The sequence below is a fragment of the Embleya sp. NPDC050154 genome (genome assembly GCF_044460165.1).
Lineage (GTDB): Bacteria > Actinomycetota > Actinomycetes > Streptomycetales > Streptomycetaceae > Embleya.
In genome coordinates, this window is sequence record NZ_JBITJP010000034.1 from 102317 (window position 1) to 123073 (window position 20757).

Genomic DNA, 20757 nt, shown 5'->3' on the forward strand with positions numbered 1-20757 from the left:
CCCTCGGAGGATCGGCATGTTCGAACCGCTCTTCGACGCCCTCGACGACATCCACGCGTCCGACAGCCCGCGGGTGACCGGCGTGGCGCCGGCCACGGTGGTGGACAACCTGGACCTGACCGGTGCCGGGCGGGTACAGGTGCGGTACGCGTGGCTTCCGGGCGTGGAGCCGTGGGCACGCGTGTGCGCGCCGGTCGCCGGCGACGGCTCCGGGGTGTGGTTCATGCCGCAGCCCGGCGACGAGGTGCTCGTCGCCTTCCGCAACGGCGACGTGCGCGAGCCCTACGTGCTCGGCGGACTGTGGACGATGACCTCGCGGCCCCCGGTGGACCTGCCCACCGACTCGGTGACCAAGCGGGTCATCCGCACGCCGGTGGGCCACGAGGTGGCCATCGACGACCTGGTCCAGACGGTCACGCTCACGCACGCCCTGGGCCACTCGATCGAGATGTCCGTCGACGGGATCACCCTGGCCGTGGCCGGCGGCTCGGCGAAGATCTCGCTGACCACCTCCGGCGCGGTGACCGTCACCGGCACCCGATCGGTCGAGGTGAGCGGGCTCGACGTGAGCGTCGAGGCCGGCAACGGCCTGGCGGCGAAGGCCACCCGCGCGGATATCCGGGCCGCCGCCACCTGCAGCATCCAGGGCGCCCTGGTGAAGATCAACTGACCGTTCGCGGACCAGCGTTCACACCCACCGATCACCTTCGAGGAGGCAGCCGTGCCCGCAGCAGCGCGCGTCACCGACCCCACCGGTCACCCCGGCATGGTCGCGGGACCCGGCGTGCCCACCGTGCTGATCGGCGGACTGCCCGCCGCCGTGCAGGGCGACATGCACGCGTGCGCGTTCCCGCCGCCCGCCGCCCACCCGCCGTCACCGTTCACCAAGGGCTCCGCGACGGTGCTCGTCGGCGGTCGCGGCGCGCTGCGCCAGGGCGACCTGGCCGGCTGCGGCGCACCGGTGGTGGCCGGCGTCCCGACCGTGCTGATCGGAGGCTGACGATGGCCGAACCGAACGCGCCGCTCGATCCAGACCCCGCGCAGCACACCCCCGCGGACGCCGCCGTGCTCGGCCGGGGCTGGGCCGCGCCGGCCCGCCTGGACCCGCTCGGTGAGGCGGCCGAGGCGGCCGGGCCGGAGAAGGTCCGCCAGTCCGTGCTGCTCATCCTGGGCACTCGACGCGGTGAGCGGGTGATGCGTCCCGACTTCGGCGCGGGTCTGGAGGACATGTTGTTCGAGCCGGTCACCGCGGCCACCGCCGCGCTGGTGCGGCTGCGGGTGGAACAGGGCCTGACCGCGTGGGAGCCGCGCATCGACGTGCTGGGCGTGCAGGTGTCGGTGGCCGATCGCGCGGCGGGCCGACTGGACGTGCGCATCGACTACCGGATCCGCGCCACCAACACCTTCTACAACCTCGTGTACCCGTTCCACCTGCACGAAGGGGCGGCCACGTGAGCACGCCACGAGGCCGGGCCGAGGTGGTCGCCGCGCTGCTGGCCGCGCGGACCGGCTGGGTACCCGACTGGCATCCGACCCCGGGCGGACCATCCCTGGGCGTGGCACACGGACTCGGCGCGCTGCTGGCCGCGCTGGAGGAACGGCTGGCCGCCCTGCCCGACCGGCAACTCGCCGCCCTCCTGGACATGGTGGGGGTGTCGCTGCTGCCCGCGCAGGGCGCCGGCACCACGGTCCTGCTCCAGCCGCTGCCAGGGGTGAGCGGGGCCCGGGTGACCGCCGGATCACGGCTGGGCGCCGCCGTGCCGGGACAGGACGCGCCGCTGATCTTCGAGACCCGGGACACGGTGGCACTGGCCGGCGCGCCGCTGGTGGAGGTGTGGAGCCTGGACCCGGGCGCGGACGCCGCCGCCGACCACTCCGCCGACGTCCTGGCCCGACGCCCGGTCACGCTGTTCACCGATCTGCGCCCCGCCGTACGGGAGTTGTACCTGGCGCACGACACGCTCCTGGCGTTCGCCGGGCGGGCCACCGTGGAGATCACCGTGGTCCTGGGGCGACCCGCGTCGAGCCCGCTGCGGATCTCCTGGACGTGGTGGGACGGCGGCGCGTGGCGTGCGTTCGCGCCCTGGGGCGACGGTGACGACGAGTCCCGCGACGGCACCGCGGGGCTGACCCGCTCGGGCACCGTCCGCCTGGTGGCGCCGTGTGCGACGGCGGTGACCACCACCGTCGAGGGCACCGAGTCGTACTGGCTGCGCGCCCGGCTGGACTCGGCGCTGAGCGGTCGACCCGGATTCGTGGTTCCCGAGGTGGCACGGGTACGGCTCGCGGCGGTGAGCACCCACGCGCGCCTGGCCCTGTTCACCGGCCCGCCGACCGGTGCCGACACCACCGTCACCGTGCACGCCGCGTACGGCACCACCGCACCGCCGGAGGTGACGGTGCACGTGCGGGACACCACCGCGGCGAGCAACGCCGATCCGACCGCGAAGCCCGGCACGCCGGTGGCGATCGGGACCGCGCACCCGGGCCACACGGTGCGGTTCGGCGTCACCGTGCCGCCCACCGCCGCGGACACCTTCACCGCCGGCACGGCGACCCCGAAACCGGGCATCGACTACTTCGTCCTGGACGACCCCGACGACCTGACCGCGCCGCTCGCCCTCGACGCCCCCGCGCACCTGGACCTGACCCTGCGCACCGGCCTGGCCCCGGACAAGGCGGTCGCCGACGCGCAGGCGGTGGACCCGACCCGGGCCTTCACCCCGCTGGGCCCGGCGCCGGTACGCGGCAGCGCCTTCCACGTCGCGTGCGACGCCGCGTTCGCCAAGCCCGGCGCCCGGGTCACCGTGGTGCTCGGCCGACCGCGCACCGCGGCCGAGGAGGCCGACCAGCGCACCGGCGAACTGACCGGCGGGGTGCAGAACGCGAAGGAGTTCCGCGACAAGACGGTCGCCGACATCCGCGCCGTGGCGACCAGGTTGGCCGAGTTGACCGCGGTCACCGGGGACCTGGGGCGCGCGGTGGTCTCGCCGCTGTCCGGCGAGGACCCGACCGCGTGGTACGCCCAGGTCAAGACGCACCTGCGGGACGCGCTGACCACGTTGCGCGGCGCCGCGCAGGCCGAGCCCGGCCTGTTCGGCAACATCGGCTCGGCGCGCGAGCACGTCACCGCCGCGCAGACCGCCGCGAACCCGGCCGCCGACCTCGCCGCGGCGCTGGCCGCGCTCGGCGGCGCCCCGCGCGCGAGCGCCGGGCTGCTGCTGGCCACCGCCGACGTCACCGCGCAACTGTCCGCCGGCGCGAGCGCGTTGACCGCGCCCCGGGCCGCGCTCGCCCAGGCGCTCGGCGGCGGCAGCGACGCCCAGGTGGTCGCCGCGCACGGCGCGCTCGCGTCCGCGCTGGGCACCGTCCTGGCCACCCCCACCCCCTACCTGGCCGACACCCCGCTGCCGTCCTTCCTCAGCGCCGACCCCCAGGCGTTCGTGACCGACGTGACCTCGCGGATCGACGCGGCCAGGACCGCCGTGGACACCCAGGTGGCCAAGGCCCGCACGATCGCGACCGCGCTGGCGGACCTGGCGCCGGAGGACCTGCTCAAGGCCGTGGTCGGCGCGCAGACCCCCAACCAGCTCACCGCGCCCGAGGTGACCTGGGAGTACTACGACGGCATCCGCTGGCGGGCGATCGGCGCGGCCGGCGCGCCCGCCGTACTGGCCCTGCAACGCTCGGGAGCGTTGCACTTCACCGTGCCGAGCGACTGGGCGGCGGCCTCGGTGACCGGCGACGAACGCCGCTGGCTGCGCGCGCGGTTGGAACGCGGCAGCTTCTCCTTCCTGCGCCAGGTGAGTTGGACCGACAAGTCCGGCGTGCTCAACTTCCTGCCCGTGGTGGAGCCCCGGCCACCGGTGCTGGACCGCTTCGAGGTGTTCTACCGGCACGTCGCCGGACCCGACGACCCGCGACACACGCTCGCGCTCGACGACCACGCGTGGGCCGACCTGACCGCCGACCTCGCCTTCCCCGGACCCGGCGCCACGCCGTTTCGCCCGATGGCCGAGACCGCCCCGACGTTGTACCTGGGCTTCGACGGCGAACTGCCCGCCGACCGCCTGGGCCTGTACGTCGAGCCCGCCGGCGAGGACCCCGACGCGGTCCCGGTACGACCCACCTGGGAGGGCTACGACGGCACCGGCTGGGTCGCCCTGGCCGGCGACGACGGCACCGAGGGCTTCACCCGAGGCGGCGTGGTCGGCCTGCTCTGGCCCGGCGCCGGCGGCCCGCCCGGGGCACCCGTCGCGGGCGCCGCGGACCGTACGGTGACCCTGCTCGGGCGCGGCGCCGCCGCCCGATTCGGGCCCGGAGACCGGCTGTTGCTCACCGACGCGCGCGGTGGCGAACCGGTGCTCGTGGCCGGTGCCGAGGGCGAGACACTCACCGTGCGCGACCGGCTCTCCCGGGCCTACGCGGGCGGCGAACTGCGCGACGCGCCACCCGCCCGATTCGGCACACCCCGCACCTGGATCCGGGCCCGTTTCCCCGGCGAGGCCGAACCCCCGCGACCGGTGCTGAGCGCGCTGGTGCCCAACGCGGCCGGGGTGCGGCAGGTCCAGACGATCAGCGACGAACTGCTCGGCTCGGCCGACGGCAGCGCCGGACAGGTCTTCCAGGCCATGCGCGCCCCGGTTTTGGACGGCGCGGTGCTGGAGGTGCGCGAGCTGGACGGCGAGCGCGCCTTTGTCGATCTTCCGCTGCTGCGCCGGGAGTTGGCCGAGCGTGCGGGTGCGGCGCTGCGCACGGTGGCCGATCCGCGCACGGGCCGGGTGAGCGAGGTCTGGGTGCGCTGGGACGAAGTTCCCTCCCTGGGGCTGGCCGGTCCGGCCGATCGGGTCTTCGTGTGCGACCACGCCACCGGGCGGGTGTTGTTCGGCGGGAACGGACACGGGCGGGTTCCGCCGGTGGGGCCGGACAACGTGCGGCTGCGCTCGTACCGTTCCGGCGGCGGCGCGGTCGGCAATGTGCCCGCCGGCGCGATCACCCAGGCGATCGGCGCGGTCGCGGTCGGCGCGGTGAGCAACCCCCGGGGCGCGAGCGGCGGCACCGACGCGGAACCGTTCCCGGACGTCCTGCGCCGCGGCCCCGCGCTGCTGCGACACCGCCGGCTCGCGCTGACCGAGAGCGACGTGGCGGCGCTGGCCCGGGAGACCGTCCCGGCGATCGCGGCGGCCCGCGCGCTGGGCGCGCGCGACCGGCACGGTCGGGTGCTGCCGGGCGTGATCCGACTGGTCGTGGTGCCGCGCGACGGTACGGACCGGCCGGAGCCGACCGGCGAACTGCTGCGCCGGGTACGGGACGCGGTCGGCGCGCGGATGCCGGCGGCGGCCCGCCTGGTGGTCGAGGGCGCGCGCTACTTCCCGATCGGCGTGGCGGCCACCGTACGTCCGACCCGGGCCGGCGACGCGGGCCCGGTGCGCGGCGCGGTGCTCGCCGACCTGGCTCGCTTCCTGCACCCGCTGGACGGCGGCCCGACCGGGACCGGCTGGCCGTTCGGCCGGGGCGTGTACCTGTCCGATCTGGCCCGGCGCCTGGAGGCGGTGCCCGGTGTGGACGTGGTGACCGCGCTGGACCTGACCGTGGACGGTGTACCCGCCGGCGACGCGGTACCGGTCGCCGCGGACGCCGTGGTGTGCGCCGGACCGCTCGTGGTGCGGCTCGCCGGGCCGGGGAAGACCGGAACGGGGCCGGGGGTGGCGCGGTCCGTCGGGTCCCCACGGTCCCCACAGGCCCCGGGGACGCCGGAATCCGCCGGGTGTTCGCGATCCTCGCGATCCCCGGGAAGGGAGTACTGAACCATGCCCCTGTTCCCTCCGAGTCTGGACACCCGGCGGTGGCCCGACCTGGTCGCCGAGGCGCGGGCGTTGTTGCCGCTGGAGAGCCCGCGCTGGACCGACCACAACCACTCCGATCCCGGCATCGCGGTGATCGAGATGCTCGCGTGGCTCGTGGACACGGACGTCTACCGGGCCTCGCGGGTGACCGACCGGCACCGGCGCAAACTGCTCGCGCTGCTCGGCGTGCACCCGGCCGCGCCGAGCCCGGCACGGGTGGTCCTGGCGATCCGGCCCGGGCCCGGCGCACCGCCCGAACTGCCCGCCCGACTGGGCTTTCTCGCGCACGGGGCGGACGCTCCGACCGGCCTGGAAACGGTCGAGGCGCTGCCGTTGACCGGCGCGTCGGTGACGGCGGCAGGCACCGACGACGGCACCGCGCGGGAGTCGGCGTACACCCTCGGCTGGACCGACCACACCCCCACGCTGCTCGGCGGCGCCGCGGTGGACGCGTTGGGCCCCGATCCGGGAGTCGGCGCCGCGCTGCTCCTGGGGCTGGACCGGGCTTTGCCCCCGGGTGCCGCGCTCGCGCTCCACCTGGACGCGAGCGGGAGCGACGTGGCCGACGTGGCCCATGCCGTGGACTCGGTCCGGGACCCGGGCACCTCGGCGCACCACGGCGCGCACACCGTGTGGGAGGCCCGCGTGGACGGCGGGTGGCAGCCGCTCGGCGACGTCGAGGACCGCACTCGGGCGCTGACCCGATCCGGCGCGGTGCGGCTGCGGATCGGGCCCGGTGGCCTGCCGGTCGAATCGCTCGGCGCGGCCGGGACCCGCGCGTGGCTGCGCTGCCGGCTCGACCGGGGTCGGCACGACGCGCCGCCCCGGTTGCGTCGGGTGGTCGCCGACGCGGTCGAGGCGAGCTTGGCGGTCGCGGCGGTGGGCGCCTACGACGTCGCGTCGACGGCCGTGGTCACCGGGGGAGCGGCGCTGGTGGAGGGCGCGGTCGTGCCGCTGGCGATCACCGTGGACACCGCGCGCGTGGTGCGGACCGTGCGCGCGGACGACCCGGCCGCGCCGCCGGTACGGATCCTGCGCTGGATCGCGCCGACAGCCGGCGCCCCCGGCCGGCTGGCGGCCGAACTCGTCGCAGCCGGCGTCGGCGACGGCGCGCCGGAACAGACGTTCACCCTGCCGGGCGGCGCGGTGGCCCCGGACGCGCCGACACCCGGCCCGGACCGGGTGTGGCTGGCCGACCCGGGCGGCGGCGTCGAACCGGTCCGGCTGGTCCCGGACCTGGACGCGGCCGGCCGCACCGACCTGCACGCGGTGCTGGACGCCGCGACCGGGACGCTGACCTTCGGCGACGGCCGCGCGGGCCGGGTCCCGGAGGCCGGCCGTACCGTGCTCGCCGCCTATCGGACCACCTCCGGAGCCCGGGGCGGCACGTTGGCCCCGCCCGCACCCGTGGTCGTCGCGCCCGACGTGCGCACCCGCGTGCTCCTGGGCGGCCCGCCCGCCCCCGACGCGTTCACCGCCGCCCTGGTCGACCCGGCGACGGGCGGCACCGACGCCGAGGACACCGCCGCGGCGGCGGCCCGCGCCGAACGCGCGCTGTGGGCCCACGAACGCCTCGTGGACGCGCTCGCCGCCGCCGACGCGCACTCGCTCGACGACCTGCCCCACACCGCCGTACTGCGGCTGGCCGCGCCCGAACGCGCGGTGACCCTGGCCGGGATCGAGCGCTGCGCGCTGGACACTCCGGGCACCCGGATCGCCCGGGTCCGCGCGTTCGCCGAGACCGACCCGCGACTGCCGGGCCTGGTCGCGTCGGGCTGCGTCACCGCGGTCGTGGTGCCCGCGCTCCCGCGTGGGCGACCCGAGCCCACACCGGGTCTGCTGCGTGCCGTGCGCCGACACCTGGCCGCACTGCGCACGGCGGGCACCCGGCTGTTCGTCACCGGGCCGCGCTATGTGGTGGTGAGCGCGGATACGACCGTGGCCCTGTTTCCGGGCGTCGACCCGATCGCGGCGACCGCGGCGGTGCGCGCCGCGCTCGACACGTTCCTGCACCCGATCACCGGCGGACCGCGTGGCACGGGCTGGCCGTTCGGCCGCGACGTGCACCGCAGCGAAGTGTTGCGGGTGCTGGACGAGGTCCCCGGCGTGGACCACGTCACCGCGCTCGCCCTGCGCGCCGACGGCGGGCCGCCCGGCTGCGGCGGGTTGTGCGTACCGCCGACGGCGCTGGTGGTGCCGGGCGAGCACTCCGTGCTCGCGGTCCGCGGGGAGGAGCGGAGGTGGGTGTGACACCCGATCGTGTCGTCGAGGTATCCGGTGTCCGGTCGGATGCCGCGGATTCGCGCGATCTCACGGCGAACGAGGCGTGGCGCCCGGCCCGGCACACGCGTGCCGCGCATCGCACGTGGGGTGTCGCGGTGGGTTTGGCGGTGTGGATGTTCGACATCGGGCGGGTTCCGGTCGAGCCGGGCGTGGTCCTCACCCGCGAGGGCGACTTGCTGGTGCCGGGCGCCGACGATGTGTTGGTTCCGCCGGGGGAGCGCTTCGTGTGCGTGGTCCGGGGGGAGGAGCGGCGATGAGTGCGACACCCGACCGCATCGTCGAGGAAGTCGGTGTCCGGCTGGACGCCGTCGACCTGCGCGATCTGACCGCGAACGAGGCGTGGTATCTGGCCCGGCACACGCGTGCCGCGCATCGCACGTGGGGTGTCGCGGTGGGCCTGGCGGTGTCGACGTTCGACATCGGGCGGGTTCTGGTCGAGCCGGGCGTGGCTCTCACCCGCGACGGCGACCTGCTCGTGCTGGGCGCCGACGACGTGCTCGTGGTGCCGGGGGAGGCGGTCGGGCCGCAGACCGTGGTGCTGCGCCGTGCGGGCGCCGGACCGCGCGGTCGGGTCCGGCGGCTGGAGCCCGGTGATGTCGTGGGCCTCGGGGACGTGCCGCTCGCGGTCTATCACCCCGACTCGGGGCGGCTGGACGTCGGCGACGGCGCCCGGAGCACCGCGCGTGGACCCGGGCCGACCGTGCTGCTCGCGGGCCGGGTGCCCCGGGGCGGGGCCGCCGCCGAGGGCTCGCGCGTGCGGTGGTCGGCGCGGATCGACTTCGCCCGCCCGTTCGCCGAGGTGCCGCAGGTGTTCGTCGGCGCCGAGGGGCCGCCGCCGGCCGGTACCGGTGCCGGCACCGCGCAGGTCACCGACGTCGACACGACCGGGTTCGCGCTCACCGTGCGGCACGCGCTGCCGGAGAGCGGCGACATCGACGAGCAGCCGAAGGTCTCGGCGGTGCCGATGGCGTTCGCGTGGACGGCCGTGCTGAGTGCGCGGCGGGTGCCGGCGCTGCCCGGGCCGGTCGACCCGCCGTGCCCGGTGCCGTGCACCCGGCCGGTGGTGTACGTGCCACGCGATCTTCGCGACGCGACGGGGCCCGAGGACCGGGGCGGGCCCGGCCCGGATGCCGGACCCGGTCGTCGGGGCGCCGACACGCCAGGCCCGGATGCCGGAGCCGGTCGCCGAGCCGGCGCGCGGCCCGGCCCGGATGCCCGAGCCGGTCGCCGAGCCGGCGAGCCACCCGGGGCCCGACCGGGTCCTCGACGAAGGGGAGAGTCCGCATGACCGGCCCGACCACGAGCGGGGCGGCATTGCCGCCGACGCATCGCCCGAGCTTCTTCGCCGGACAGGTGCTTGCCGCCGCCGACCTCGACGACGCGGTCTCGGTGGAACGTTCGCGCCGTCGGCTGCACAACCGGGTCCTGCACGGATGGGGCATCGCACTCGGCCTGGAGGTGACCGGTGCCCGGGGTGCCAAGCGCGTCGCGATCGGCGCGGGGTACGCGCTCGACGCGCTCGGTCGCGACCTGATCCTGGTGGACGGCGCCGAGTCGGATGTGCCGGCGGTGGCCGCCGGGCCGGACGGCGGTGACGTGGTGTTCTGCCTGACGCTGCGCTGGACCGAGGACGACGAGGCGGCGGTGCGGACCCGGGACGGGGCCTGCGGCGTGGTCGGCGCGGTGCGGCTCGCGGACGGTCCGACGGTCGGCTGGTGTACCCCGGCGGAACTGCGGGACGGGCTGGACGTGTTGCTCGCGACGGTGTCCGTGCGCGGTTGTGCGCTGACCGCGCCGCCCGATCCGGCCGGGCGCCGGATCCTGGCGGTGCTCCCCACGCCGTACGTGGCCACCGGCGCCACGAGCGCGTTCGGCACCGTGTGGTCGGCGGTCGAGGATCCGGCCTCCGGGGTGGTGATCGGGCTGCGCACCGTCGTCGACACCGGCGCGGCGGGCTTCGGCGACATCCCCGCCTACACGGTCCGGCTCGACGGCGATCGGGAGTTGAGCGCGTCGGCCGCGCCGGGTGGCCAGGCCTGCGTGCTCGACGGCACGCCCTACGTGGACAGCGCGGAGCCCGGCCGGATGACCGTGGTGGTGCCGCTGCCCGCCGGGCGGATCGGCGGGGCCGCCGGCGGCACCACGACGCTGCCGCTGAATCCGGCGGTGGTGCTCGCCGATCTGGAGACCCCGAACCTGGTGCGCACCGAACTGGGCTGGCACATCTCGTGGATGGGGGTGGAGGGCGGGTGAGCGGCGCGATCGACTACCGCTGGGTCAACACGCTGGGACGCTGGCCGGGGGCCCGCTTCGCGGGGGTGCGCGCGGACGGCGAGCGGCTGGTGCTGGGCCCGGGGACGGCGACACCGGAAACGATCGCGTGCGTGGACCTGGACCCGGCGGGCGGGCCGCTGGGGCTGGTCGTGCTCGGCGACGGCACGATCGTGGTCGCCGATCCGGGCCACGGTCGGGTGCTGCGCGTGGACGGTTGCGACCACATGGTGTGCGTGCTGGGCTGCCTCGACGTGGCCACGGGGGATCCCGCCGCGCTGCGCGCGCCGCGCGGACTGTGGTTGCTCGACCGCGGGCGGCTGTTGATCGTCGGCGACGAGCCGAATCGATCGGCGCACCACCGGCGTCCCCGGGCCATGGTCGTGCTCGCCGACACCGGCGAGTACCTCGCGCCGTGGACCGACCCGCCGCCCGCGGAGGACCCCGCGCTGCGCGCGGCCCGGGTACGGGTCGGCGGCCTCGCGGCCGTCCGGGTGCCGGACGGGGTACTCGTGGCGGGCGGCGCCGGACAGGTGCCGGGCCCGGGCGTCGTGTCGGTTCCGGACGACGGCTCACCGGTGCGGGTCCTGGCCGGCGGCGACTTCGCCGGGATCGCCGTCGACCGGTGCGGGCGCGTGTTCGTGGCCGGCCCCGCCGGGATCTCCCGGTTGGGCGCGCGGCGCACCGGCACGCGCGGCGTCGCGGTACTGCCCGCGCCGATCGAGCCGCCCGGCGTCGAACACTGGGACCGGGTCCGAATCCTCCTCGCCGAGCCCGCGCCGTCCGGCACGCACGTGCGGGTGTGGACGATGCTCGCGCCGAAGGGGGTCACCCCCGACCCGCCGGATCCGGCGAGCGCCGACGCCGACGACGCGCCCGTGCCGACCCCCACGGGCCGTTGGCGGGCCGGCCCCCTGGACGGCCTGGACGTGCGGGTCCTGGCCGGCCCGACCACCCCCGGCGCCCGACTGTGGATCGCGATCGAACTGCTCGGCGACGGACGCGGAACCCCGCGCGTGGACGACGTACGCGTCGAACACGTGGGCCGGGGCCTGCTCGACGCGCTGCCCGCCGCCTACACCGGCGATGACGACGGCTCGGGCACGCTCGGCCGATTGCTGGGCCTGCTCGCCTGCGCGCACGAGGCGTCGGTGCGCGAACTGGAGGACCTGCCCGCCTTGCTCGACCCGGGCTCGGCCCCGGACCGCCCGGACGATCCGTGGCTGGACCGGCTCGCCCGCTGGGTCGACGCCGCACCGTCCCGCTCCGCCGACCCCGCCACGCGGCGCGCGGACATCGCCGGGGCGTACACCGCGCACGGCCGCCGCGGCACGCCCGCGGGGCTGGTCGAGGCCGTCGCCCGCGAGACCGGGGTCGCGGTCCGGCTGTCCGAACCGCTGCTTCGCGCCGGGGTCTGGCGACTGGGCAGCGGCGGACTGGGCCGGGACACCGCGACGCACGTCGCGGACCCGGGGCCGCCGGTCCTGGACGCCACGGCCGTGCTCGACGGCGCCCACCTGATCCCGGCGCAGGACCGGGGGCTGCCGCTGTACGCCGCGTTCGCGCACCGGGTGTGCGTACATGTCCCGCCGGAACACGCCGACGCGTTGCCGGAGATCGCCCGCGTGGTCGAACGCGAGCGCCCGGCACACGTGTTCGCGCGGGTGCGGGCCGCCCGGCACGGCGCGATCCCGGGACAGGTCGGCATCGACACCTACGTGGCCGGCCCGCCGCCGGACCGGGCCGCGGGTGCCGGACCCGCGCTCGGCACCGGGATCCGACTGCCGGGATCGGCCGCGGCGCATGTCGGCGGTCCCGTCGAGACACGCCTCGACACGACGCTTCCCACACCAGGCGGTCGCGGGTCGACCACCCGACCATCTCCAAGGGGTTGAGCACAAGTGAGTCAGCACGGTCAGGACCACGCGGCGGACACGGGATGCGGCTGCGACGGGGGCGAGGACGCGTCCCCCGCCCCGCCGGTCCGCAACCGCTTCTACCCGGGCAAGCTGATGGACGTCCGGCACTGGCAGCTCGAACAGTCCTACCACCGAAGCACCTCCGCCACCCTGGCCCGGCTGGGCCTGGGCCCCGGCGTGTTGTGCGGACTGGACGTGGAGGCGGACACGGACGGCGGGTTGACCGTCTGCCCCGGCGTCGCGGTGGACGGCCGCGGCCGGCTGATCGTGGTGGACCGCCCGGTCCGAGTCGAGGAGCCGTACCAACCCACCGACTGCGCGGGCGAACCCGAGGGCGACCCGGTTCACGACGGCACGGTCGCGATCGTGTTGTGCCGGCACGAGTGCGGCACCGAGTTCGTCCGCAGCCCGGTGGTCGACTGCGAGGTCCGCGAGGAGTGCGTCCCGTCGCTGACCCTGGAACGGTTCCTGATCCGGGTCACCGCCTGCGAACCGGACCCGGTCGGCCTGAGCGAGGAACAGTGCGCGGCGATCTTCCCGGACCGGCGCGGCGCGGACTTCGACCGCCGCGAGCGGGTCGCCGACACCGTCGAGCACGAGTGCGACCGCGCCGACGACTGCGTGGTCCTGGCGACGATCACCTACGCGCCGGAGCGCGAGCCGGACCTGGACACGGTGACCGCGCGGCCGGTCGTCTACTCCAACCGGGTCCTGTTCGACCTGCTGATGTGCCTGGCCGAACGGGTGGACGCGTGCTGTGCGGGCCGCATCCTGCCGCCCCGGATCACCGGGCTGTGGCCGCAGGTCGGCACCGACGCGACGCCCGCGACGTGGCGCGCCTTCGTTGCCGAGAAGCGCCTGGAGATCGCCTTCGACCGGCAACTCGCCGACGCCGCATTCGATGCCCCGGACCCGTGGGTGGGCGTGTGGCAACTCGACCACACGGGCGCGCAACGGCTGAAGCTGACCCGGGCCGGCGGCGCCTTCACCCACGTGAGTGTGCCGGCCGACGGCGAGGGCGTGGCGTACACGGTCGGGCTCGAGAGCGAGGGCCTGCTGACCCAGACGATCTTCGTGGTGGCCTCGCGGGTGCCCGGCGCCGGGCCGCCGCGCGCTCAGGACCCGGACGGCCTGGCGCTGGACCCCGACCTGGTCGGCACCGGGCTCACCGCCGCCGACCGCGACACGCTGTGGGCGATGGCTCCCGGCGCCCCCAAGGACACCGCCCTGGCCGACCTCGTCGAGCGGGCGCCGCTCGCGGCGGTACCGCCGTTCCCGTCCGGGAACGGGACCCAGGGCGGCGAGTTGCATGTGTTCGCGCCGCCGCCCCCGCCGACCGAGCAGGTGGAGAACGGGCCCAGGCTGCTGCGGGTGTGGCCGGACGGCGCCGCGCGACTGGATCCGGCCGGTCCGCTGCGCCGGGACTGGACGCGCTTCACCCGCCGACCGCACGTCGAACTCACCGTGGACCGGGCCCTGGTCGACCCCGCGTCGGCCGAACCGCAGGGCTGGGTAGAGCTGTTCCAGGCCCTGCGGGATGGGGACAAGCTCGCCGGCTTCCGGCACCTGGACCTGGGCCCGGGCGCCCGCGGCGATTCGCGGGGGGAGAGGGTGACGTACACGTTCGGCGTGGACGGGGTGCGGCTTCCGGACGCCGGCGAACCGGCCGCCGTATTCCTGCTCCAGGTGCGGTCCTCGGCCGCGGCCCCGGTGCCGCCGGTGGGCGCGGACGAGCCGGCGCTGCCGCTGGACGCGGACTTCCTCGGGACCGCCCTGGACAACCACACGCTCTTCTCGATCTGGTCCGGGCAGCAGGTCCTGTCCCCGGCCCGGCCGGTGTCCGCCCTCGGCGCCCGGTCGAGCGTCGACGTCGAACTCTTCGACGGGGACCCCGGCGGGTTCGTGCACCTCGTCTTCGAGGTGGCGCCGGAGTGAGTGCCGCAACCGGCGCGCTGCGCCGGCCGACGGGATCGCACGGGTGCCGCCCGCCCGGAAAACGGGACGCCGGGCGCCACCGAGACGACGCATACCGAGGAGCTGAGAGACGTTGACGGTGCACGAACGAACGATCCGGCCCGCCGCAGTGGCCGGACACGGCGGCTGCGGCTGCGGCTGCGACGGCGGGAGCGAGACCTCCTCCGCGTGCGGATGCGGTGACTGCCTGGGCCGGAACGCCACCGGGCGGCTGCGCCCACGCTGGTTCGGCGGCCAACTCGTCGGCCCGGAGGACCTCGCCCAGACCGGTGTCTGGCTGCTGGAACGCATGCGCCGACACAACCGGCTGCTGCACGGGTGGGGTGTGGTGTGCGGGGTGACCGTACGTACGGTCCGCTACGGCGACGGCGGCCGGTTGCCCTGGCTGCTGGACGTCTCGCCCGGCTACCTGCTGGGCCCGTACGGGGACGAGATCGTGGTCGACCACCGGATCAGGGTGGACGTACGCGACTCGCTGCCCGGCGCCACCGACGGATGCCCGCCGCCCGACGACCCTTGGTGCGCGCCGGTGCGCGAGCGGCGCGAACCCGGGCGCACCTACTACCTCGCGGTGCGCTACGACGAGTGCCTCACCGCGCCGGTGGCGGCGGCCGGTTGCGGCTGCGAGGACACGGCGTGCGAGTACAGCCGGGTTCGGGAGGGCTTCGCCCTCGGCGTGCTGGACACCCTGCCGGACGTGTACGTCAACGGCGAGGACGACAGCCGCCAGGAGACCACGGGGTGTTCGTCCCGGATCTCGGAGACCGGCACCCGCCCGTGCCCGCCGTGCCCCACCCAACCCTGGGTGGTGCTGGCCGACTTCACCGTCGCGGCGGACGGCAGGCTGTCCGTCGACCAGTTGCGCAACCGTCGCTTCACCGCGTCCTTCGGCGGTTACGGCTTCTACTGCGGGCAGCCCGGCCAGGACCGGCTCACCGGCTGGACCGAGGTGACCCGACAGGCCCTCGCGCACGCCTTCTCCTCGTCGCACGCCCAGGAGGTCATGACCGCGGACGACCCCGAGGCCGTCCGCGCCATGCCCGCGCGCACGCTCCTGGGCGTCGCCCGCACCGCCCGACTGGCCGACCTGCTCGGCGACCGCACGGTGGCCGACCTGGCCCGCGCCGATCCCGAGACCCTGGCCGAGGAGGCCCACGCCGCCGAGGTCCCACCCGGACCCGTCCTGGAAGCCATCGACCGAGCCAACCTGGTGCTCCGCCTGACCAGCGGCTGACCCCCACGGGACGACCCATCCCGCACAACCCGCACGGACACCCACGACCGCGCCCGGGACGGAGCACTCCGGGCGGGTCGCGGACGCGCCCACGCACCGACGCGCCGATCCATCGAGGCATCGACCGAGACCGAGACCGAAGCCGAGAGTGGGAGTCGGCGGGCGCGACGACATCGGGCAGTGCGGGCGTCGGAACGGGCGGCCCGATCGTGGCCGGATCGCGGCCTGCGGTGGTCCGGGGCCCGGCGTTACCCTGAGAGACAGCCGAGGCGGTCCGCTGTGCGGGAAGGGATGCCGATGGCCGGCGTGTATGTGTACGACTTCAGTGAAGGCTCCCGGGAACAGGCCGCGCTGCTCGGGGGCAAGGGCGCGAATCTCGCCGAGATGACCCGGTTGGGACTGCCGGTGCCGCCCGGTTTCACGATCGGCACCGACGCCTGCCGGGTCTTTCTGCGTACGGGCGCGCCGCCTGCCGAACTGGAAGGCGAGATCGCCGACCACCTGGCCCGCTTGGAGGCGTCGATCGGGCGACGTCTGGGCCGGCCCGACGACCCGTTGCTGGTGTCGGTGCGATCGGGTGCCCGGTTCTCGATGCCCGGCATGATGGACACGATCCTCGACGTCGGCCTCAACGACGCCTCCGTGCTCGGCCTCGCCAAGGCCCGCGGCCGGGAACGCTTCGCGTGGGACTCGTATCGCCGACTCGTGCAGATGTACGGCACCACCGTGCTCGGCGTGGACCCGGCCCGCTTCGAGGACGTGCTCACCCGGCGCAGGCTGCGCCTGGGCGCGGCGGACGATCTGGGGCTGGACGTAAGCGAGTTGACCGGGATCGTCGACGAGTTCCGGGCGATCGTGCGCGAGGACGCGGGCGAGGAGTTCCCGCAGGATCCGCGCGAGCAGCTCGCGGGCGCAGTGCTCGCGGTCTTCCGATCCTGGAACGGCGAGCGGGCGCGGGTCTATCGGCGGCGCGAGCACATCCCGGACGACCTGGGTACCGCGGTGACCGTGCAGGCGATGGTGTTCGGCAACTCCGGACCGGACTCCGGCACCGGCGTCGCGTTCACCCGCGACCCCGGCACCGGGCGCGCCGGCGTCTACGGCGACTACCTGCCCGACGCCCAGGGCGAGGACGTGGTCTCCGGCGTCCGGGACGCGCTGCCGCTCCAAGCCCTGGAGGGGTTGGACCCGGCCGCCTACGCCCGCCTGACCGATTACCTGCGGCAGCTCGAATCGCACTATCGCGATCTGTGCGACGTCGAGTTCACCATCGAGCGCGGCCGGTTGTGGATCCTGCAGACCCGGGTCGGCAAACGCACCGCCGAGGCCGCCTTCCGGATCGGCTGCGCGCTGGTGGACGAGGGGACGATCACCTGGTCGGAGGCACTCTCCCGGGTCGACGGCGGGCAACTCGACCAGCTCACCTTCCCGCGCTTCGACGCGCACGGCGACGCCGCGCCGTTGGCGCACGGCATCCCGGCCTCGCCGGGGGCCGCGGTCGGCGCGGTGGTGTTCGACGTCGCCGAGGCGACCCGGCGGGCCGCGGCCGGCGAGCGGGTCGTGCTGGTCCGCCACGAGACCAGCCCGGACGACCTGCCCGGGATGATCGCGGCCGAGGCCGTGGTGACCGGGCGGGGCGGCAAGACCAGCCACGCGGCGGTGGTCGCCCGAGGCATGGGCAAGGTCTGCGTGTGCGGCGCGGCCGACCTGGACATCGACATCGAGGGCGGGCGCTGCACCGGAGCCGACGGAACCGTCGTCGAGGCCGGCGACGTGGTCTCGGTGGATGGTACGGCCGGCGCCGTGTACCCGGGCGCGCTGCCGCTCGTGCCCTCGGCGGTCACCCGCTACCTGGAGACCGGCGCCCGTTCCGCCGGCGTGGTCGAGGCGGTCGCCCGCTTCCTGGACCGAGCCGACGAGGTACGGCGGTTGCAGGTCATGGCGAACGCCGACACGGCCGAGGACGCGGCCCGGGCCCGGCGTTTCGGCGCCCGGGGAATCGGCCTGTGCCGTACCGAGCACATGTTCCTCGGCGCGCGACGCCCGCTGGTCGAGGACCTGATCCTGGCCCGCACCGACGCCGACCGGCGGCATGCGCTGGACGCGCTGCTGCCGCTCCAGCGCGAGGACTTCACCGACATCCTCGCGGCGATGGACGGCCTGCCCGTGACCATCCGGCTGCTCGACCCGCCGCTGCACGAGTTCCTGCCCGACCACACCGACTCGGCGGTCCGGCTGGCCCGAACGCGGGCGATGGGCCGGGAGCCGGCGCCGCACGACGTGCATGTGCACGAGGCGATCGAGCGGCTGCACGAGGCCAATCCGATGTTGGGCCTGCGCGGGGTACGCCTGGCGCTCACGGTTCCCGGCCTGGTCGCCACCCAGGTACGCGCGATCGGCGAAGCGGTGGTTGCTCGGCTGCGCGCGGGCGGTGATCCGCGGGCGGAGATCATGATTCCGCTGGTCGCCACGGTCGAGGAACTGCGTGTGGTGCGCGAGGAGGTGGAACGGATGCTCGACGAGGTCGGCCGGGCCGCCGGGCTGCCGGTGCGCTGCCCGGTGGGCACGATGATCGAGCTGCCCAGGGCCGCGCTCACCGCCGGGAGCATCGCGCCGACGGCGGACTTCTTCTCGTTCGGCACCAACGACCTGACCCAGACCACATGGGGCCTGTCCCGCGACGACGCCGAGGCGTCCTTCCTCGCCGCCTATCTGGAGCGCGGCATCATGGCCGTCTCGCCGTTCGAGAGCATCGACCGGGACGGGGTCGGCCGCCTGGTCCGACTGGCCGTCGACGAGGGTCGGCGGGCCAGGCCCGATCTGCGCATCGGGGTGTGCGGCGAACACGCCGGAGACCCCGCGTCCATCCACTTCTTCCACGAGGTCGGCGTCGACTACCTGTCGTGCTCACCGTTCCGCCTGCCGAGCGCCCGCCTGGAGGCGGCCCGCGCGGCGGCGGGCACCCACGCCGAGGCGGACTCGCGCTGAACCTCCGGCCGGAGCCCACGCGAAATGGCCGCGCGCGTGCGTGGTCTCCGTGCTTTCATGTGCCGCATGGTGTCCATTGACCGGCTGGCGGCGTTCGCGGCCATGTCGTTCCTGCTGATCGTGATACCCGGTCCCAGCGTGCTGTTCGTGGTCGGACGGGCGCTGGCGCAGGGCCGCCGGGCGGCGCTGACCACGGTGGTGGGCAACACGATCGGGGCGTACGTACTGGTCGTGGCGGTGGCACTCGGGGTGGGCTCCGTCGTCGAGCGGTCGGTACTGGTCTTCACGGCGCTGAAGCTGGTGGGCGCCGCCTACCTGGTGTACCTCGGCGTCAAGGCGGTGCGGGAGCGCGGGTTTCTGCACGCCTCGATCAACGGTGCGGTTCCCGCGCGGGGCGGGCTGCGCACGTTGTGGGAGGGGTTCGCGGTCGGCGTGGCCAACCCCAAGACCATCGTGTTCTTCGCCGCCGTACTGCCCCAGTTCGTGGACCGCGACCAGGGGCACGTGATGGCGCAGATGTTGCTGCTCGGCCTGGTGTTCAACGTGATCGCGGTGGCCTGCGACAGCGTCTGGGGCCTGGTTGCCGCCTCCACCCGGACCTGGTTCGCGAGTTCCCCGACACGCCTGGCCCGGGTCGGTGGGATCGGCGGCCTCACCATGATCGGCCTCGGCGTCACCGTCGCGGTCACGGGCCGCAAGGACTGACCCGGGTCGGGGCACCCGCGGGGCCCGGGACGGCGAGTCGGCGTCGGGGGATCGGCCGTGGGCGGCCGCGGTCAGGTGAGCGGGATGCGGGCGCGGACCCGTTTGCCCGCGGCGTTCGGTTCGACCGCGAAGCCCGCGCACAGGGCGCGCACGATCTCCAGGCCGTGCCGACCGATGCGATCGACGTCCGGGGTGTGCGGTACGGGCAGGGTCGGCGTGCCGTCGGACACCGTGACGTGCAGGTCGTGGCCGGTGATCTCCAGTTCCAGCAGGCACGGCCCCGGCGCGTACCGGGTGGCGTTGGCGATCAACTCGTCGACGACCAGCGGGACCACCTCCGCGGCCCGCGTGGTGATCGAGACGTCCCCGATCGCCCGGGCCCGCTCCAGGAAGCGCCCGGCGAAGGCGCGTGCCCGGCGGGTCGTTCCGGGCGCGCCGTCGTAGGCGATCGACTCACGCATCGGGTACCGGCCCCGGACGCCGCCGGATTCCGGAAACGCAGGTCCTCATCATGCGCACCCGCCCTGCCTCGACGCCGTGAACTGCCCGGGACCCGAGCCGGGTTCCGGTCGATCGGGCGGATGCCTGCCCTGCCCTGGAGGACCCACTCCCGGCGTGGCCGGAGGAAGTGGTGCGGAGGCGATTCGTGCCGGACGCGGCGGTGACCGTGGCGATTCGGCCATGGGCTGGTGTCCGGGATCGACGGGGTGGAGGGTCGCATTCCGGCCTCGACGCGAGACCGCGGGCGGACCCGCCGCGTTCCTCGGGAGGCCGAGTTTCCGGGCCTCACCGCCCGTAGTCGAATGATTACCTTCCTGTTCGCGGCGGGTGTCGACGGTTGGTGACACGGCCGAAACAACACGGGTCGCCACTGTCCGTAAATGGGGTTTCACGCACCGCTGTCGATGCGAGAGCGTTGCCTGCGTCGACGCCCGCCGATCAACCGGCGGAAAACCGACGCATAACCGTTCGGACCCATCGAGGAGTGAGGACACTCGCATGATTCGTAAACTCGCCACCACGGCCGCTGCCGCCGCCGCGGCCATCGTCCTGGGCGCGCTCACGCTCGCCCCGACCGCACGGGCGGACGTCGCGGACACCGTCTCCTGCCCCACGGGCAGTCTCTGCGTCTACAGCGGACAGAACCTGACCGGCACGCGGACCGTCGTGCCCGCGCGGATGATCGAGGAACGCCGGGACGCCGGCTACACGATCACCGCTCCGGTGTTGTCGATCGCCAACCGCACCGGGTTCGATGTGCTCCACGGCGTGAGTCATCCGGTGGTCTGTATCCGCTTCCCCTGTTATCAGTACACGGTGCACGGTCGCGTCGACGCCGGTCGCGATCTGGCGAGCGCGGACGCCGCCGGACAGCCTCTGGTCGTGGGCCGGGACTACGGCCGCTAGACCCGGGATGGCCTGCCGGCCGGCGCGGGGGGGGCGCCCCCCCCCCCCCCCCCCCCCCCGGGGGCGGGGGGGGGGGGGGGGGGGGGGGGGCGGGGGGGGGTGGGGGCGGTGTGCGCGGCGCGGCGACCGC

General features: G+C 75.4%; 15 protein-coding genes. 14 read left to right on the top strand and 1 reads right to left on the bottom strand.

Features of this window, described 5'->3' with window-relative positions; all coding sequences use genetic code 11:
• Positions 1–16 precede the first annotated feature (16 nt).
• The 13 genes from ACIBSV_RS44595 to ACIBSV_RS44655 all read left to right on the top strand — a co-directional run bounded on the left by ACIBSV_RS44595 (position 17) and on the right by ACIBSV_RS44655 (position 19220).
• A complete protein-coding gene (locus ACIBSV_RS44595) occupies positions 17–670 on the top strand; it encodes a phage baseplate assembly protein V (RefSeq protein ID WP_395873229.1) in 654 nt (217 codons plus the stop codon).
• A gap of 51 nt (positions 671–721) precedes the next feature.
• Positions 722–1000 (top strand): PAAR domain-containing protein, encoded by a 279-nt coding sequence (locus ACIBSV_RS44600; protein WP_026217775.1) that lies wholly within the window; start codon positions 722–724, stop codon positions 998–1000.
• Positions 1001–1002: 2 nt separating this feature from the next.
• The gene (locus ACIBSV_RS44605; RefSeq protein WP_395873230.1) at positions 1003–1455 is read left to right on the top strand and encodes a GPW/gp25 family protein; all 453 of its coding nucleotides are present in this window, start codon (positions 1003–1005) and stop codon (positions 1453–1455) included.
• Complete coding sequence (locus ACIBSV_RS44610; RefSeq protein ID WP_395873231.1) at positions 1452–5807, top strand: hypothetical protein; 4356 nt, start codon at positions 1452–1454, stop codon at positions 5805–5807. Before ACIBSV_RS44605 ends, ACIBSV_RS44610 begins: the two co-directional genes overlap by 4 nt.
• A 3-nt stretch (positions 5808–5810) precedes the next feature.
• The gene (locus ACIBSV_RS44615) at positions 5811–8096 is read left to right on the top strand and encodes a hypothetical protein (RefSeq protein WP_395873232.1); all 2286 of its coding nucleotides are present in this window, start codon (positions 5811–5813) and stop codon (positions 8094–8096) included.
• Positions 8093–8386, top strand: a complete 294-nt coding sequence (locus ACIBSV_RS44620; protein WP_395873233.1) for a hypothetical protein — start codon at positions 8093–8095, stop codon at positions 8384–8386. The genes ACIBSV_RS44615 and ACIBSV_RS44620 overlap by 4 nt, the downstream gene beginning before the upstream one ends.
• Positions 8383–9417 (top strand): H-type lectin domain-containing protein, encoded by a 1035-nt coding sequence (locus ACIBSV_RS44625; RefSeq protein ID WP_395873234.1) that lies wholly within the window; start codon positions 8383–8385, stop codon positions 9415–9417. Before ACIBSV_RS44620 ends, ACIBSV_RS44625 begins: the two co-directional genes overlap by 4 nt.
• Positions 9414–10382: a hypothetical protein gene (locus ACIBSV_RS44630; RefSeq protein WP_395873235.1), complete on the top strand. Its 969-nt coding sequence runs from the start codon at positions 9414–9416 to the stop codon at positions 10380–10382. The genes ACIBSV_RS44625 and ACIBSV_RS44630 overlap by 4 nt, the downstream gene beginning before the upstream one ends.
• Entirely contained in the window at positions 10379–12295 is a 1917-nt protein-coding gene (locus ACIBSV_RS44635) for a phage tail protein (protein WP_395873237.1), read from the top strand. Before ACIBSV_RS44630 ends, ACIBSV_RS44635 begins: the two co-directional genes overlap by 4 nt.
• Before the next feature lie 6 nt (positions 12296–12301).
• Positions 12302–14254, top strand: coding sequence for a hypothetical protein (locus ACIBSV_RS44640; protein ID WP_395873238.1), 1953 nt, complete (start codon positions 12302–12304; stop codon positions 14252–14254).
• A gap of 112 nt (positions 14255–14366) precedes the next feature.
• Positions 14367–15527, top strand: a complete 1161-nt coding sequence (locus ACIBSV_RS44645) for a hypothetical protein (RefSeq protein WP_395873239.1) — start codon at positions 14367–14369, stop codon at positions 15525–15527.
• A gap of 297 nt (positions 15528–15824) precedes the next feature.
• On the top strand, positions 15825–18515 hold the full coding sequence (gene ppdK / locus ACIBSV_RS44650; RefSeq protein WP_395873240.1) for a pyruvate, phosphate dikinase: 2691 nt from the start codon (positions 15825–15827) through the stop codon (positions 18513–18515).
• A 66-nt stretch (positions 18516–18581) separates the two neighbouring features.
• Positions 18582–19220, top strand: a complete 639-nt coding sequence (locus tag ACIBSV_RS44655; protein ID WP_395873241.1) for a LysE family translocator — start codon at positions 18582–18584, stop codon at positions 19218–19220.
• Positions 19221–19291: 71 nt separating this feature from the next.
• Here ACIBSV_RS44655 and ACIBSV_RS44660 read toward each other — a convergent pair whose 3' ends face one another.
• Positions 19292–19681 carry an ATP-binding protein gene (locus ACIBSV_RS44660; protein ID WP_395873242.1) on the bottom strand — a complete coding sequence of 130 codons (390 nt, stop codon included), beginning with the start codon at positions 19679–19681 and terminating at the stop codon, positions 19292–19294.
• 538 nt (positions 19682–20219) lie between these two features.
• Here ACIBSV_RS44660 and ACIBSV_RS44665 point away from each other — a divergent pair.
• The gene (locus ACIBSV_RS44665; RefSeq protein WP_395873243.1) at positions 20220–20627 is read left to right on the top strand and encodes a peptidase inhibitor family I36 protein; all 408 of its coding nucleotides are present in this window, start codon (positions 20220–20222) and stop codon (positions 20625–20627) included.
• Positions 20628–20757: the final 130 nt, after the last annotated feature.

Bases quoted from the DNA above. Each gene is read 5' to 3' on its own strand.
- ACIBSV_RS44625 (WP_395873234.1), top strand. From the start codon at position 8,383: ATGAGTGCGACACCCGACCGCATCGTCGAGGAAGTCGGTGTCCGGCTG.
- ACIBSV_RS44660 (WP_395873242.1), bottom strand. From the start codon at position 19,681: ATGCGTGAGTCGATCGCCTACGACGGCGCGCCCGGAACGACCCGCCGG.
- ACIBSV_RS44615 (WP_395873232.1), top strand. From the start codon at position 5,811: ATGCCCCTGTTCCCTCCGAGTCTGGACACCCGGCGGTGGCCCGACCTG.
- ACIBSV_RS44665 (WP_395873243.1), top strand. From the start codon at position 20,220: ATGATTCGTAAACTCGCCACCACGGCCGCTGCCGCCGCCGCGGCCATC.
- ACIBSV_RS44605 (WP_395873230.1), top strand. From the start codon at position 1,003: ATGGCCGAACCGAACGCGCCGCTCGATCCAGACCCCGCGCAGCACACC.
- ACIBSV_RS44655 (WP_395873241.1), top strand. From the start codon at position 18,582: ATGGTGTCCATTGACCGGCTGGCGGCGTTCGCGGCCATGTCGTTCCTG.
- ACIBSV_RS44595 (WP_395873229.1), top strand. From the start codon at position 17: ATGTTCGAACCGCTCTTCGACGCCCTCGACGACATCCACGCGTCCGAC.
- ppdK (WP_395873240.1), top strand. From the start codon at position 15,825: ATGGCCGGCGTGTATGTGTACGACTTCAGTGAAGGCTCCCGGGAACAG.
- ACIBSV_RS44630 (WP_395873235.1), top strand. From the start codon at position 9,414: ATGACCGGCCCGACCACGAGCGGGGCGGCATTGCCGCCGACGCATCGC.